Here is a 16,745-nt window from a genome sequence, read left to right as displayed (position 1 = left end):
TTATATAGCCAATATAATATAGTCTCTACCAACTACCTTTAAACTCAAAAATAAATTCAAGATAGTTTTCCTTTTTACCTATACACCCAAAATGAGTACTTTCCATTTTAAACCGAGACATTAACATCATGAGCTGCGCGGTATTTGAAATAGATCGTACTTGCTTTCCACACACATCACCTTTAACAGATACACTTAAGTCATCATTAATCTCAAAAACTGCAGGAGAGTCAGGTGCCCCATCATTTTTGAATAATATACAATGAACATAAGAACCAGGAGCCAAATGCCTTTCCAATAATTGTAACAGCTTCTCAATTTGCTCTATTTGTAAAAAATTAAAAAGATCCCACAGTAAAACTAAATCAAAAGAAACATCTCGAGCAAATAACAAAGTATTTTCACTAAATGAAGTAGTACTATTAATCGCAATTTTTTTATGCCAAGTCATCAAAGAAAAAACATCTTCAACATAAAAATTATCTGTCATAGCACTTAAAAAATTCATCCTGCGTCCATTTTTTTTACCCGCTTCTAAAATAGTATTTTGAGGACGTTTTATTGTACGTTGCAAAACTTTAGAAATTCCAGGCATACTGATATTGTCATAAGCCACCACTTCACTCATGTAAGATCGAGAGCTCGATTGAGTATCCCGCTTAAGATTTTTCGCAAAAGCAGCAAAACCATACTCTAATAAATGCTCAGTCACATCGCTCTGCATACGCTCTTTATTCATCATGGTTTTACGCATAGTAAAAGTGCCCATATGTTTGAGCAATTTGACCATTGATAGCTGATTCGTAGGGACTCGTGAAACTGAGGGGTCGTGTTCCATATGAAAATTAAAGTCGCTTAATATTTTAAAATTACCAGGCCGTTTTGGCATTGTTGCACCAACATATCGCATGGTATGCAAAATAGTTCCTTCTCTAAAATGCGGACTGAGTAGCTTCATCAGATATTCCAAAACATCCGTAGATAGATAGTTTAAAATATCCCAACACAGCACAAAATCAAATTTTAGCCCTTCCGGTTTTCTAACAAGATGTTCTTCAAGCCGTTGACATGGATCTCCCCCGTACAACTCAAGCTCTTCCAGGTACTCGTTTAAATCTTCAACATAACAAGTACACTTCAAATCAAGAAAAGCCCCAGTAGAACCAGTTGACATTGAACCAAGATCCAAAATTACGTTGTTTTCTGAGACCATTTCATTAATCACAGTCGCCAACGCAAGCGAGTGGTGAACTATCATTAAACTCTCTCTAAATCAAAAGGCAAGAAGTAAGCTCTCGCTCACTTCTTGAAAAAATAGTGGGGCTTGAGATTTTTGGGGAATCTTAAAAAGAAAACTATTTCTTAAAATGACTTTTCTTTTTATCATAGTCTTTGCGTGAATCCTGTGATGAGTTGGAACTACTTTTGTCAGAGCTCGCTTCTACTTTTGTAGGATTTTCCACTTTAGTATCACTTTCTGATTTTTCTTTTTCTGACTTAACTGGTTCAGCTTTAACACTACCATCATTTGAAGGTAAGTCTGGGTGGATCAATTTTTGTTTGAACTCTTCATGACGCTGCTTCTTTTCTTCCTCGGTATCAATCATATCCATAGAACCTCTAAATTTACCACCGTCATCTAATTGAATTCGAGGAGCAATCAGGCTACCTTTGACAACAGCCGTTTTACGGATTTCAATAAGTTCATCAGCTAGTACATCACCTGTCAGAGAACCATTGATCACCAAGTTTTGTGCATGTATGTTAGCATTCAAAACACCTTCTCTTCCGATAGACAAATTTTGCCCTTCCATTATAACTGTACCTTCAACAGTACCTTCAATATGAAGATTTTCAGTGCCAATTAATTCGCCACGAAACTTAATGTTTTTTCCAATTACTGATTGCTCTTTCACTAATTCAGATTGAATTTCATTCGTTTGAGGATATTGCTTAGGTTTCTCTTCTTTAGTACTTGAAAAAAAAGGTTTGCTCTCAACACTTGAGGCTGAGGCAGAACCAGATTCGTTTTTACTTCCCAATATTGTATCGTTCATTTTTACTCCAAATTAAATACTTACTAAAGTTTATCAGACACATCAAAGAGATCAGCGTGGGAAAATCACGAAATCCCTTTTCTAAAAAATAGCTGTTTCATATAGGCGGTCATTTTTCAATGTTTTAAGTCACAATACAACTATTTGTTTGATTTATTTTCTTCGGCGTGATGTTGCTCACAAAATGAATTTTACTTATAAATTGCAGTAAAAATGTCAACAGATAAAGTATCTATTTTATTCACCTTTTTTGACATAAACATTTCAAGTAACAAAAAACAAAATCTCAATATAGGATAAATAATTTACTGTAGGATAAGAATATTAGACTCAAATATTTTATGTTACTTTGATATCTTAAAAGGCCACTAAAGTAACCAGTTAAACCCCTAAATAACTTAGGGATAAAGTATTGCTTAAAAAACTAACTTTATTCAAATAAATCGGGTGATTAATCAATGAGAAAAATAGATAAAAATTCGCTAGGAGTCGCTTCAACTGAAATCTATTATATTGTACAAAAGAAACATAAAGATTTTTATATGAATATCGCATCTTGCAAACTATAGTAATTTTCCAAACTCTCTTTCAGTTATCTGTATTTATGGTTTAAACTCGACACGTCCACAAACAGATAAGGAAGGTTTACAAGTCTGCTCAAAAAAAGTTAGCATCAACTAATATTTAGAATATACAGAAACATATTTATTTTGATATTGAAAATAAGCTATGGATTGAAAACAACATTCAGTGCTCGGTATGTTCGCACCGACTCTTTAATTAGCCTAAGAACAGATTAATTATGTATGGTGGATTTATATTTACCCAAATTTTAATATACTATTCATTCCATAATCTACCTTTCAAGACGAAAATAGATATTTGTTCGCACAGCTTTTTCTATTAAAACACTAGTCTCTAATGGTTTTAATATAATCAATAACAGCATCAACTTCTTGCTGACTTAATTGATCTCCCCAAGGTGGCATATGCTTTGAACGACCAACGGCTTCTCCACCGCCTTTAATTATTTTTTGTAGATATTCATCAGGTAATCGACTTGCAGTTAGATCAAAAGGTGGTGGAGATTTTAATAGTTTTGACATGCGTCCGTCACCTTCACCTGACTTACCATGACATAGAGTGCAACGTATCATATAAATATCTTTACCTTGTTTAACTCCCAAGCTCTCAGAATTAGATTGTTTTTGTTCTTTTATGAGTTGCTGTGCAATGACAGGTTTGTTTCTTAAGAAAAGAATAAACTTCGAAACTGCAGCAATTTCAAGCTGAGTGAGTTCCTCCTTAAAAGGCGGCATAAACAAGTTTTTTCCATTACTTTTTTTCCCAAAATGAATAACTTTTTGAACTTGTTCTTGAGTTTTCTCCTCACTGTGAACAAAAAGATTAGTATTAGGATAGTCGCTCACTTTCAGCGCTAATATTCCTTCCCCCATGCCTTTCATTCCATGACATAACGTACAATATTGACTAAAGATCTGAGCACCAACAATAAACTCTCCTGTATTTTGAGCACTTGTAATCTCTTTTTGTTGTTGCTTTTCAGAAGTACTTGACGAAATAATGGCTAAGTTCCAGGCAAGTGATAATACGATTGCATAAAAAACACTATTCGTTTCTAACAGTTTCAACCCGAGTAAAATTAATTGATTAAGTCGCATCATTAAACTTTATTCTTTAACTTGAATAACCATAAGCATATCAGGATGAATAGCACACTCAACTTCAACTTCGCCAACAGCCTCAAATGTTACTTTTCTTGATTCGCCCTTAGGAAATGATCCTAAGTCGAATAGTTTTGCATCAGATAGGCTAAATACATTATGAAAGAAAGGATCTTCATTGATAAATTCAACCGTATCTCCTTTTTTAATCTCCAGTTTTTTTTGAGTAAAAGCTTTATTTTTTTGGCCTACTTTATAACTTTCTGCTCCAAGTAATGGCATAAAAAATAAAAGAAATGAACCTATCAACAATCGGAAAAATTGATTTCTCTGTTTCATTATTTTCTCCTAAAATTCTGTTTTCGGTAAAGTGGGTAACGTAAACTCTTTAGCTGGCGTTGAAAGCGCATGCATAAATGCAACTATATCTGCTTGTTCTTTAGCCGTTAATGAAAGCGGCTTCATATTAGGGCTAATATCTTTTTTAACAACGCCGCCAGTAACATAATGCGCGACCACTTCTTCTAATGTTTTAGCTGAACCATCATGAAAATATGGAGCGGTATGTACAACTTCTCTTAACGTGGGCGTTTTAAAGGCGCCTTTTAAAATACGGATAGGTTTAATTGCGTAACGTCCAAGATCAGGTTTTTCTTTTCCATAAGAGGCTAGCCCAACATTGTTAAACCCATTATCAGTAAAATTAGGTGCAGAATGGCAAACTTCACAGTTGCCTTTATTGGGATCGACAAAAAGTTTAAATCCATTAATTTGTTGGGCTGTCATTGCTTTTTTATCACCTTTAACCCAACGATCGAATGGAGAGTTATTACTAATAATAGTACTTTCAAAATTAGCAATCGCTTTCGCTAAAGTTTTTTCGTTAACAGGTTCATTAGGATAAGCTTGATTGAAAAGTTTAACGTATTGTTGATTGTTCTGAATAAAGTTAACAGCTCCTTCAATACCAATATTCATTTCGTCAGGTGACACCATCGGACCTAAAGCTTGTTCTTCAAGATTTTTTTTACGGCCATCCCACATTTGTAACGTTTGAAAAGCGGTGTTTATAATAGTAGGGCTTGCTCGGCCTAGGGTTTTACTTTTAAACCCTTTTGCCGTTGTCAATCCATCAGACCATCCAAACATGGGATTGTGACAAGAAGCACAAGACATGTTTTGATCTTTACTAAGCCGGGGATCAAAAAATAACTTCTTTCCCAATTCAATTCTCAATGCTGTTGGTTCATTACCTTTAGTATGTGGAACTTTTTTCGGCATTAACCAATTCTTAAGAGAGTCATGTCCGGCTTCAAAGATTAAGTTGGTTGAATTAACTGGTTTAGCTAATACTAAGAATAAAACTATGCTAGTTATAACAAACAAAATTTTTGCTTGGAAAGGTTGTTCACTATGTTTTGGCATGTTATTCCTCTTGATTTGGTATGAGTGATAAAGATTGACTATTAGTTAAGTTGTTAAACTGGGCTATATGAACATTCATCTTTTGAGCAATTCCTTGTAAGTCATCTGACATTTCAAATAAATTTCTTGAGCGTTCGGTTGATTCTTTTACTGTATTAACAAATTGTACTGCAACTTGATTAACATCAGCCAATGCGTGCACTTGAAAATCATTTGATGCCATAGCGTCTTGTAAAGTTTTATCGCAATCAACCGCTTTATCATGACTGAGTTGAGAGTTACTCTGAGTATCGTTCATTGCGTTAATACTATTTTCCATTAGCTCTTTTGCACTTGATAACTTATCAACAGTTTTGCTAACTAAGATATTCATTTTCTGTGTAATTTCCGAAACTTCTTCTGTGGCCTTGCTAGAGCGATGAGCTAAACTCCTAACTTCATCTGCAACAACAGCAAAACCTCTACCTTGCTCACCAGCCCTAGCGGCTTCAATAGCAGCATTGAGAGCGAGTAAATTAGTTTGTTCTGATATTGATTGAATACTGCCAGTGATTATTTCAATATCACTTGATGCTTTAGCCAGATCACCAACTTCTTTTTCTAAAGTACTCATTTCATCACACAAGTAAGAAAAATTATCGATACTAATTTGCAAAGACTCACTCGCCTTACAACTCGCTCCTTGTGCTTGTTTAGTGGCCTCAACTCCTTTGGCAACAATATCTCTTGCCTGTTGAGCAGAGCTTTCAACTTCTAGGATCTGAGATGTCATTTGATTGGTGTCTGTTAAAAGTTTTTCGCTTGAACCTGATGATACTGAAGCGTTATCTGCCAATTTTTCTGCCCTCTCAAGTAGAAAGTTAGCTTCTTGTCTTATGCCCTTTACCATTTTTCTAATACTATTACTTGCAATATGAAGATCGGTAGAAATAAGACTAAGTTCTCCAGAATTTTTTTTAGGAATGGGTGGGGATAAGTTTCCTTCCGCAAACTCTCTAATCGCAGCACTAATATTATGGATATTTTTTAATAATTGACTACTAAATGAAAATGCAATGACACTAACTATAATTATCGCTATCGCAAGTTTAGCGCCATGTTGAATAATAATATAGTTCCCTCGTTTTTTATTTTCTAATGCCAGAATTTCGAGTGATCTTTGCTCACTTTCAAGTAGAGCTTGCGCCTGATTAACAATATCACGAAATCGACTTTCTATTATTTTAAATACTTTTAACGCTTTATCATCTCTATTGCGTTTAGCATGTCCGATAATTTTTAGCTGAAAAGGTTTTAAGTCTGCTAATTTTTTTTCAAGCTGTTTAACACTTATATTATTCGGCATTGTTTCAGATAATTTTTGAACATATTCTTCAAGAATAGACGAAGCTTTGAGTGATGCTATAGCAAATTTACGGATATCAGTTTTGTCTTCAGCTGAGATCAATGCTTGTAGCAGATATTGCATTTCCAGAATAGAAATCAGATTAATTGCAGCAGCAGATTGACGTTTTCCTGATTCAAGTAGTCTTTCTTGCATAACAGAATTCTGTTGCGAAAGGGAATGACTAAATGCAATCCATAAATACAAAGCCGTCAGTATAGGTAGTAATGCAATAATACCTAACTTGATACGCCATGATAACTTACGATTTAATTCCGCAATCGACATTGAATAACCTAATAATAACCATCTATTTCGGCCACAAAAACTTAAACTGAGTATCTAAACATGCCGTTCAATGTCTATATGCCCAAAATTTAGCCTATTAAATCTGATTCTAGACTATCTAAGCGGGTTTGCCAGTTTATCTATTGCTCTTAATTAAAGATATGGATGAAACCTTCACATCACAAATATCTATAAATAAAGATATTTTATGTTGTAAATGATGACTAGCGCATTAAATTAGTATCGCTTTCAGATGTTCTTCATAAAATAAGAGCTTTTCAATCACTTTATTATTCGAGTATTATTCCTGTTTTTTGTCATAATAAGCGAAGGGCTATGAATTTAAACCAATTAATCAAACAAATTAAGACAACACCTAACGATATAAATTTTATTGATATCATTCAATGCATTGATACATATTATGATTACACCCCGACAAGCTTTCAAAATGGCGCATTAAAAAACGAAATGGGCACTAATGAAGGTTCTTGTAAAATATTTTATTTTGCAGATTTAAATAAATTAAACCAACAACAAACACTTGCCTGTTTTGGTCACTATTATCGAGAAGATGTATTGGAAAACCCTCAGGGGGAAGATCATAAAAACATCAGAAATTTTATGAAAACTGGTTGGACAGGTATTCAATTTGAAGGCGAGGCTTTAGCGCTGAAATAGATAATTATACATCAGGTATTTTTTGCTTTTTAATAATGAAGAAAAATGTTTGAGTTTTCAGTTAACAATACTCTTATAATTCACTAAATGTTTAAACAAGATAGATGATTGAAATAAAACATCGCAAAGATCTAGCTCGCTTACGCCGCTTAGCTTTAGGCTCTCAGGGGTTATTGCAAACTCAACCTTACGGACGTGGTTTGGCGGGGGCAGTTAATGCTATTAATCATATAGGATATGTGCAAATTGATACCATATCAGTCATAGAGAGAGCCCACCATCATGTATTACATTGCAGAGTACCTCAATTTGAGCCAAGTATGACTAACCAAATGCTGCTTGATAAAAAAATCTTTGAATATTGGACACATGCAGCATCTTTTATACCGATTAACGATTTTCGTTTTTCTTTACCCTACAAACATGCAATTAAAAATGGTCAAACTCATTGGTATAAAAATCCCGATAAAAAACTAATGAATGAGCTATTAGCTCGTATACGCTCAGATGGTCCCTTACGTTCTCGTGATATCAAAAATATTTCCTCCAAACGAGCAGGTTGGTGGGACTGGAAGCCTGCTAAAAGAGCGTTGGAACAATTGTACATGGAAGGTGAGCTAATGATAAGCAGTCGAGAAGGTTTTCAAAAAACCTATGATCTTACAGAGCGAGTATTACCCAATCATATTAATACCCAAATGCCTAATATAGAAGAACTTGCTACACATATTATTACTCAGCAGTTACGTTCACATGGACTCATTTCACTTAAAGGATTAACTTACCAACGTCGAAATACCGAACTCCGTAATACAGTAAAAAGCTTAATAAACGAAGGCTTAGAACAACGTAGTTTAGAACAAATAAAATTAAATAATAGTGATATATTTATATTAGAAGCGGGGGCATTTGAACGTTCACTTCCTCGTCAAAATAACCGCCTGCTGATTATTTCTCCTTTTGATAACAGTGTTATACAACGTGAACGACTCAAAACACTGTTTCATTTTGACTATCAACTTGAGTGTTATCTACCTGCAACCAAACGTCAGTACGGGTATTTTTGCCTGCCATTACTTTTTCGTGATGAGTTTGTTGGAAGAATGGACTGTAAGACTCACCGCAAAAATAGTCATTTAGAAATTAAATCACTCTACCTAGAGAAAAATGATCTTGAGGAAGATAAAGTAATTAGCGCTTTTATTGATGCTATTACACTATTTGCAGATTTTCAAAAATGTCAATCAATCTCTTTGAATAGCGCTTATCCTAAACGCCTAACTCAATACTTACAAAAAAAATTAAAAGCGCTAGGGTAACTGTTCAGTTAAAAGAGCTAAATGCTCTTTTAATCCTAGAAATTCAGTCTCAATAATCGGCAAACAGCAATTATTGAGACCTCACAAAAGCTTATATAAATTACACAAGTAGTAAAAAAGTAACAAAAATTTTATAACAACTTAGTATTCAATAATTGTTTCCTTTTTAATTAAAAGTAAAACAGTTTATTTATACTTTATTAATTAGTTTAATCACAGTCTTTACTTAGAAAATCAATCATTATCAAAGTTACAACCAAATAAACCAATACAATAGCTACCACTTTCAACACCTTCATTAACATCTTTAACTAAAATAGTTCCGGCCTCAGTTCCATCGGACTTCCAAAGCTCTCTACCATGTACTTCATCTCTCGCATTAAAAAATAAGATATTGTTAAATACATAAAGTCCATCAGGAGACGAATCTTCTTCACCAGGTTCAATATCTTTAACCATTATCGTTCCTGCACTCGTACCATCCGTTTTCCATAATTCACTACCTTCATTTTCGGTATAAGCTGGGAAATATATGTGGTTATCAAAAACGGCATAAGAATATAAATCAACGCCACCAATTGAACCGAAGTTAGTTACTTGCACTGTACCTTCAGTAGTACCATCGCTTTTCCACAGCTCAAATTCTTCAAACTCATTATATACATTAAAGTAAATGCTATTATTCCAAGTAATCAACCGAGAATTATTATTACTCATTCCATCTTCAGTACCGTTAAAATCAATAACCATTTGGGTATTTTCTTCTGTACCATCTGTTTTCCATAATTCATAACCATTGACACCATCATCCGCAATAAAATAGAGTATGTTTCCAAGAGTAGTAGCAACCAAGTTGTGACGATAAATTCCACTTCCGTCAGGGTTAATATCTTTAACAACATGAGTACCAGAAGGCGTTCCATCAGTTACCCATAATTCATAACCATCAAGAGCTTTTTGACTAATTTTTTTATCATCACTTACAGTGGCAGAAAAAAACATTTTATTACCAATAATATAAGATTGATTACTTTCAGGAGAGACAAAACCTGCAATAGAAACAGAATCAACTGTACCAGTAGTTTTTAATAATAAGTCGTAGCTATTCGCCGAAAAATAAAGTACATCATTAAAATCCTGGATAAAATTAATACCACTGCTTCTTTCTCCAGGTTCAAGGTCGTAAAATAACTGGGTATTTTCTAAGTCACCATCACTAACCCACAATTCATTACCATGAGCGGTGTCTCTTGCTGAAAAATATAGTCGACCATTGGATTCTGTTAAATGATAAACATTACTCACTCCTTCGGGGGTGACTCTCTGAGTTCCTTCATCTGTACCATCCGTTTTCCATAAAATGTACCCATCTATACCATCTTCAGCAGTAAAATAAACCGCATCTTTAAACACAATTGATTCATAAGGGTTGCTGCTACCGCTAGGGACATCATTTATATCTAATAATAGTTTTGTGCCTACATCAGAACCATCTGTCACCCAAGGTTCTCTTCCTTTTCCGTCTTTATTATCATAAGAAAGATAAACTTGGTTAGTTCCGTTATATAATTTTAAATAACGATCATCCTGTAATGTTTTAAAACTTTCACCAACCATTAAGCCATCAGATAGTTTTAACTCATTATCTTCTTTATAAATAATAGAATCCCCTAAAGTCACAAAACTTGTTTGTGTTGTAGTTAGGCGTAACTTTTCTGATGTTGAACTAACCCATAACCCTCGGCGAGTACTAATAACGGTTTTTTCATCAGCGGTTTGCTGAACCTCATAAATATCAACAAGAATATTAGATGAATCAAATTCTTTTGTTCCTACAGAACTACCATCAGTTTGCCATATATGATAACCACTATAATTGATAAAATAGACATCACTATTATCTGCCTGTCTAATATTGTTATGGTTATAGGCTCTAATAGCAACTGGCGTTGCATCGTCACTCATTAATTGTACGGTACCAGCCTCTGTACCATCGGAAACGTAAAGATTAGAATGGTAATTACTATCACTAAATACTAATTTACCCTTAACATTAAATAACTTATTGTAGTTCCCAAAAAAACTAGAAGTACCAGCACTCAAATCTTTCACTAATTGAGTACCAGCATTGGTTCCATCAGACGCCCATAGCTCATTTCCTGTTGCAGAAGAAACCGCAGAAAAGTATAACTTGTTTCCTACGGCAGTTAATCGAGCAACGCTACTAATAGCAGGAGTAGGAGAAATCACTGTTTGATTGGTTCCATCATAGCGATACAATTGATCTGAGATAACATAATAAAGGCTACCGTCTGGCATAATAGTTAGGTCACTAACATTGCTCTCTGTCGTCACTTTAATAGTGCCTGACGAAGTACCATCACTCTTCCATAAACTATTGTTTGTTGTTGAATCGTTGGCAGTAAAGTAGAGCACATTATCTCCCGCCACCAAATTTTTGGGGTGGCTATCACCCTCGGGATAAATATCTTTAACTAATGCAACCCCATTGGCATCAGACTTCCAAAGTTCTACACCACTGGTATAACTTTTTGCAGTAAAAAACACAGTTGTCCCCACTTCGGTAAAATGCTCGGGATCACTGTGACCAATCACATTAATTTCTTTGACCATCGTAGTGCCAGCCTCAGTACCGTCAGATTTCCATAGTTCAGTACCACTGGTTGGAGTTGAACCAGCAAAGTAGTAGTAATTGAGCTCATTGGTAGTAACGGTAAAGTCTGCTGACAAAGTACCAACAGTCAAGGTCGCTGTAGTCACTGTCGAATATTGATCCGATGCAACAGATTTAACAACAACGCTCTGATTATTACTAATGGTGCCAGCTTGATCGGTAAATGCTCCACCATCAATTTGGTAGCTACCTCCACTCACACTAATTGCAATAGGTGTATCGATTCCAGTAATCGAAATAGGTGCTGAAGTAACTTCTTCGTTAAGTTGAACCATTGATTGGGGTGACAGAGAGAAGTCATCAGGTACTGGGTCGTTAGTCGTCACACTAAAATCAGCACTAACACCACCAATTGTAATTGTAGCCGTTGTTGTTGTTGTTGTTAGTTCAGATGATATGACTCTTACTTTTATAGACTGGCTATTATTAACGGTGCTCGCTTGGTCACTAAACTCACCATTATCAATACTATAGCTCCCACCAGTAATACTAACTGAAGCGGCAGCATCAATCCCACTAATCAATACCTCCGCAGACTCTATCTCGGTACTACGCTCAACACCAGTTTTTACCTCAAAAGCAAATGAGTCGGGTGTGGTATCAGTAATAACAACATTATTATTCTGATCAACATTATTTCCACCTCCACTACCACCACAAGCAGTAATCGCACTTAGTAAGCTGGCAAAAAATAGCCCTTTTAGATCAAATTGTTTCTTTCTACTCATACTATACACCTTGGTTTATCTATATATTTTCCTTTTGATGAGTTATGAAAACATTGAAACATCTGAAATTAATCACTTAACAAGTTATCTTAAATGGTTAATTAAAGAAAAAATGTTTTACGTTTGTGAATACTTACTTTCAATAACTCATTACATTTGAATAAAAAACTTGAGGAATATCCATTTCTCTCAAGTAATAGCTAGTGAATATACAGAAAGAGAAAATTTAGAGTTTGCACATTTTTAACAAATGTTTGTACAAATTGTATAAATAGCTACCGGGTAGCTATAGAGGCATTTATTTTTAGGTATTCTGAAGGTGGATGTTGAAACTCCTGGCTAAAGCAACGACTAAAATACGCTAAACTTTCAAAACCGCAAGCATAGGCAACTTCACTAATAGTCCCCTCACTGCTACGTAACATTTCTAACCCTGCCAATAAACGTTGTTTGCGCAATAATTGAACAGGTGTACACTCAAACACTTTTTTAACGCGTCTATTGAGAGTTGCTTGATGAACATGCAAATATTGACAAAGCTTAGTCACATCAAAATCAGACTCATTTAGGTGCTCATTAATTGTATCTAAAACTTGCTGAGGGAACTCTACTACCAAAGTTTCCTGCGGCTTAGAGTCTTGTTGCTGAAATTGATTAAAAAGAGCATTTGCCTGTCTTTGCTTTTGTGCTATTTGGGCTGCAATACGAGCTGCCAATTCTGCACTATCAAAAGGTTTGCTTAAATAATCATCTGCGCCATGTTGGAGTCCTTCGACTACATTAGACTTAGCTGATTTAGCAGTAAGTAATATTAATGGGATATGTGACGTTTCTACCGATGCTTTCAATTTTTGTGCAAGTTGAAACCCATCCATCACAGGCATCATAACATCAGACACAATAACATCAGGTAAATAATCAATTACAGCTTGAAGCCCTTCCCTTCCATTGTCAGCTTCAACAACATTATAAATATTTTTTAATGTGCTCTTAATAAATGCTCTTAATTCAGCATTATCATCAATGATGAGTAGTGTTTTCCTATGATTTATAGTTGTATCTAATGACTTAGCAGACGAGCCATCCAAGGCTGGCAACTCATCGAATAAGGGTTCATTTAAATCAGTAAAATGACTATTTGTTTCTGCACTTAACAAATAGTCATACTCAGTATTTAAATGATAATGCTCTAAATCAGTTTTCAAAAAAATTGTAAAACAGGCTCCTGCTCCAGGCAAACTTTCTACCGTTATATTGCCGTGGTGTAGGTTAAGTAATTCTTTAACTAATGCCAAACCAATTCCTGTACCCGGCTGGCTTGTATAAGATGAAAACTTCCCTTGGTAATAACGATCAAAAATATGTTTCTGATCAGAAGAGCTAATACCTGGACCTTGATCTTTTACCCAAATTTTAGCCGTATTTTTTATTTCTAATCCAACCTCAATAAAGCCGCCAGTAGGACTATACTTAACCGCATTTGACAATAAGTTCAGCATAATCTTTTCAAAATGTTCAGCATCAAAAAAAACATCAGCATTAATAGTACCCTTATCTTCGAGTCCTTTTGTCTTAAATAAAATAGATTGTTTTTCTGCTTGTAACTTAAAACGTTCGATACAATATTGTAGGCTTGTAACTAAATTTATTTTAGAAATATTAATAGGCATACCACCTGCTTCTAAACGATTAATATCAAGCACTTGCCCTAACAAATCCATCATATGCAAATTATTTTTTAATGCGGTTTTAATGTATTCTTTGTCTTGCTGCTCTGGAATATTATTATGTAAGATAACCTCTCTTAGTGGGCCAATGGCTAATGATAATGGCGTTCTAAATTCATGAGAAATGTTGGTAAAAAATCGATTTTTTGCTTCATTAACTTGCTCTAACTGACTATTTTTGTCTTGAAGTTGATCTCTTTGTTCTTGAATAAGCCTTGTCCTTAATTCAACTTGCTCTTCTAGTCGGTCAGCACGACGATTAGCAGCATGAATTCGGTAACGAATAAAAAGCGTGACAATCAATAAAAATAATCCAGCATATGCTGTATAAGCCCAAGAAGTTAACCACCAAGGGGCAATAATTTTAATTTTAATTTGAGTCGCTTCATGATTCCATACACCTCGAACATTCGCAGCTTTAACATGAAAAGTATATTCGCCTGCCGGTAAAGACGTATAAACTGCTCGACGGTTTGCTGCATCAGTATAAATCCAGGCGTCATTATACCCCTCTAACTTATAGGCAAATTGGCTTGATTCTGCCGAAAAATAATCTAAGCTGCTAAACTCTAAAGAGAATAACTGACTTTGCTGTGAGTTTAAGACAATTTCTTTTTGAAAATTCAATGAACGAGTCAAAATGCTATCTTTAGTTTGCTTAACTGGTTGAGGTATATTATTAATAAGCAATGATGTTAGTTGCACACGCGGTTTAAATCGCGTAGCACTACTCAGGGTATCAGGATGAAATACCGTTGTTCCTTTAACCCCCCCCATATAAATATAACCATTTTTATCGACATGTGTCGCAGGATTAAATTCATTATCTTGCACACCATCATTGATAGTGTATTGGGCGACTGATTCCGTTTCGATGTTAAATTGCCATATTCCCTGATTACTACCAATCCATAAGTTTTTATCTTGGCGGTTACTAGCAATAGAGAATAGTATGCTACCTTTAAACAAAGAACCATCCAGCGACTTAATTACTTTTCCCTGCGCATTGAGCTTATGTAATCCGTAGTAATCAATAATCCAAAGATTACCTTGAAAGTCTTCTGTTATTCCAATATATACTCGCCCAGTATTATCAGTAAAATCAGTTGTGTGCAGTTTATTCGATTTTTCATTGAGATAAGCAATATATTCTAAACCACAAACCCACAGTCTATTCTTTGTATCAAGAAATGCACAAAATTGCCCTCTTGATAACAATCCCTTAGGGGTTTCATTCGCAAATAAAACTTTTTCGCTTTTCGTGAGATCAGCTTGCAATTTCACCATAAAATCATGTTTTGAAGAAGGTAAATACAAATCACCTAGTTCATTTCGGTAGGCGTAAAAAAAGCCATAATCAGAGCGTTTTTGTTCCTTTAATTGTACTTTTACATTAATAATGCGATCTTGTTCGTAATCATAATAATTCAACCCATCATCACTCGCAATCCATAAGCGTTGGCTGGAATCTTTAGTTAAACTAAAAATATTATTTGAATCTAATCCTGTTAAATCATTTTTTTGATGTTGATATATTTGAGTTTCTCTATTTTGTGCTAATTTAACCACACCATTGTTAGTACCAAACCATAAATCATTATTTTTATCTTGCTCAATATTTTGAATAAAACGATGTGAATGTTCAAAGCGTATAATTTCAAATGGATGTTCTGGTTTAAAATAAACCATACCTGTTCCATTAGTGCCAAGCCAGATAATTCCATTTGAATCTTTATATATAACCACAACTTCTTTCATTTTAGTTTGATTCAGTTCCGGCTTAAAACAATGCCAACTATAATTTATTAACTTAAAATTACACACTCCTTTTGAATTTACTCCTATCCAAAAGTTATTATCAGAATCGATTAAAATATCATTCATTTCATAAACTTCTTGATTGAGTAAATGTAATTTAAACTTTTGATTGTTAATATCATACTCAACCAGGCCAGCTTGAGTGACAATCCACATTCTATTTTTTGAGTCAACACTAAAAGAGTTAATAAAATTTGCACTAACGCTATGATGAGGCAAATCTATTTTAACCGTATTAACAGCCCCCTTATTCTTATCATAGGAAATTAAACCGGAATTATGAGTTACCATCCATAATAGACCAGACTGATCTTCCTTGATATTCGCAATACTAAGAGGTACATTGTTCTGAGATAACACTATTCTTTCAAAGTTATCTTCAACTGGATTATAGCGGTTTAACCCCCGACTAGTACCGATCCAAAGCGTACCATGTGAATCTAAGTGAAAAGAACGAATAAAATTACTATTAATACTATTGTCATTATTTTTTTCAAAAAAATAATGTTTAAATGTTTCCGTTTTTTGATCAAATCGGTTTAAACCCTTATAGGTACCAACCCAGATATTTCCATGTTTATCTTTAGTAATTGCATTGACATTTGCATGAGTAATGGAGCGGTTATCTTTGCCTACCGGATAACTTTTAAATTCATAACCATCATATCTATTTAGACCACCAATGGCACCAAACCAAATAAATCCCGCATCATCTTCAATAATATCTGAAATACCTAGATGAGACTGCTTTTCACTTTCTTTAAACTGTTTAAATACGGGAGAACTAAAAGGATTATCATTTACGCTATGTACTATCAGGCTATTACAAAATAATAATGTCAGTAGTAAGATCTTAATGAAAGAGTAAACCGTTGTTTTAAAACCTATAAACAAGAGCAATATTTATCCTTATATTAATTGACCAACAAATTACCATA

At 34.4% G+C, this 16,745-nt stretch carries 10 protein-coding genes; 2 read left to right on the top strand and 8 right to left on the bottom strand.

Annotation, left to right across the window (positions count from 1 at the left end):
- Positions 1 to 25: 25 nt before the first annotated feature.
- The 6 genes from ACT5E3_RS02370 to ACT5E3_RS02345 form a co-directional block, all read right to left on the bottom strand.
- Positions 26 to 1,258 carry a class I SAM-dependent methyltransferase gene (locus ACT5E3_RS02370; RefSeq protein WP_444996719.1) on the bottom strand — a complete coding sequence of 411 codons (1,233 nt, stop codon included), beginning with the start codon at positions 1,256 to 1,258 and terminating at the stop codon, positions 26 to 28.
- 97 nt (positions 1,259 to 1,355) lie between these two features.
- On the bottom strand, positions 1,356 to 2,057 hold the full coding sequence (locus ACT5E3_RS02365) for a bactofilin family protein (RefSeq protein WP_444996718.1): 702 nt from the start codon (positions 2,055 to 2,057) through the stop codon (positions 1,356 to 1,358).
- 911 nt (positions 2,058 to 2,968) lie between these two features.
- Positions 2,969 to 3,742: a cytochrome c gene (locus ACT5E3_RS02360; RefSeq protein WP_444996717.1), complete on the bottom strand. Its 774-nt coding sequence runs from the start codon at positions 3,740 to 3,742 to the stop codon at positions 2,969 to 2,971.
- 6 nt (positions 3,743 to 3,748) lie between these two features.
- A complete protein-coding gene (locus tag ACT5E3_RS02355; protein WP_444996716.1) occupies positions 3,749 to 4,081 on the bottom strand; it encodes a cupredoxin domain-containing protein in 333 nt (110 codons plus the stop codon).
- A 9-nt stretch (positions 4,082 to 4,090) separates the two neighbouring features.
- Positions 4,091 to 5,167, bottom strand: a complete 1,077-nt coding sequence (locus ACT5E3_RS02350) for a cytochrome-c peroxidase (protein WP_444996715.1) — start codon at positions 5,165 to 5,167, stop codon at positions 4,091 to 4,093.
- 1 nt (position 5,168) lies between these two features.
- Positions 5,169 to 6,839: a methyl-accepting chemotaxis protein gene (locus tag ACT5E3_RS02345; protein ID WP_444996714.1), complete on the bottom strand. Its 1,671-nt coding sequence runs from the start codon at positions 6,837 to 6,839 to the stop codon at positions 5,169 to 5,171.
- Between the two features lie 336 nt (positions 6,840 to 7,175).
- On the opposite strand from ACT5E3_RS02345, the gene ACT5E3_RS02340 reads away from it, so the two are divergent.
- Both ACT5E3_RS02340 and ACT5E3_RS02335 read left to right on the top strand, forming a co-directional pair.
- The gene (locus ACT5E3_RS02340; RefSeq protein ID WP_444996713.1) at positions 7,176 to 7,520 is read left to right on the top strand and encodes a HopJ type III effector protein; all 345 of its coding nucleotides are present in this window, start codon (positions 7,176 to 7,178) and stop codon (positions 7,518 to 7,520) included.
- 104 nt (positions 7,521 to 7,624) lie between these two features.
- The gene (locus ACT5E3_RS02335; protein WP_444996712.1) at positions 7,625 to 8,839 is read left to right on the top strand and encodes a winged helix-turn-helix domain-containing protein; all 1,215 of its coding nucleotides are present in this window, start codon (positions 7,625 to 7,627) and stop codon (positions 8,837 to 8,839) included.
- A gap of 234 nt (positions 8,840 to 9,073) precedes the next feature.
- On the opposite strand, the gene ACT5E3_RS02330 is transcribed toward ACT5E3_RS02335, so the two are convergent.
- Both ACT5E3_RS02330 and ACT5E3_RS02325 read right to left on the bottom strand, forming a co-directional pair.
- Entirely contained in the window at positions 9,074 to 12,262 is a 3,189-nt protein-coding gene (locus tag ACT5E3_RS02330) for a hypothetical protein (protein WP_444996711.1), read from the bottom strand.
- A gap of 275 nt (positions 12,263 to 12,537) precedes the next feature.
- Positions 12,538 to 16,707: a two-component regulator propeller domain-containing protein gene (locus ACT5E3_RS02325; RefSeq protein ID WP_444996710.1), complete on the bottom strand. Its 4,170-nt coding sequence runs from the start codon at positions 16,705 to 16,707 to the stop codon at positions 12,538 to 12,540.
- Between the last annotated feature and the right edge of the window lie 38 nt (positions 16,708 to 16,745).

It is taken from the genome of Aliikangiella litoralis (assembly GCF_052495765.1).
Note: the sequence above shows the minus strand (reverse complement) of the source record. Positions and strands in the feature narration are given on the sequence as shown.

Coding starts and splice junctions, on each gene's coding strand:
- ACT5E3_RS02370 (WP_444996719.1), bottom strand. CDS start 1,258: ATGATAGTTCACCACTCGCTTGCGTTGGCGACTGTGATTAATGAAATG.
- ACT5E3_RS02365 (WP_444996718.1), bottom strand. CDS start 2,057: ATGAACGATACAATATTGGGAAGTAAAAACGAATCTGGTTCTGCCTCA.
- ACT5E3_RS02360 (WP_444996717.1), bottom strand. CDS start 3,742: ATGATGCGACTTAATCAATTAATTTTACTCGGGTTGAAACTGTTAGAA.
- ACT5E3_RS02355 (WP_444996716.1), bottom strand. CDS start 4,081: ATGAAACAGAGAAATCAATTTTTCCGATTGTTGATAGGTTCATTTCTT.
- ACT5E3_RS02350 (WP_444996715.1), bottom strand. CDS start 5,167: ATGCCAAAACATAGTGAACAACCTTTCCAAGCAAAAATTTTGTTTGTT.
- ACT5E3_RS02345 (WP_444996714.1), bottom strand. CDS start 6,839: ATGTCGATTGCGGAATTAAATCGTAAGTTATCATGGCGTATCAAGTTA.
- ACT5E3_RS02340 (WP_444996713.1), top strand. CDS start 7,176: ATGAATTTAAACCAATTAATCAAACAAATTAAGACAACACCTAACGAT.
- ACT5E3_RS02335 (WP_444996712.1), top strand. CDS start 7,625: ATGATTGAAATAAAACATCGCAAAGATCTAGCTCGCTTACGCCGCTTA.
- ACT5E3_RS02330 (WP_444996711.1), bottom strand. CDS start 12,262: ATGAGTAGAAAGAAACAATTTGATCTAAAAGGGCTATTTTTTGCCAGC.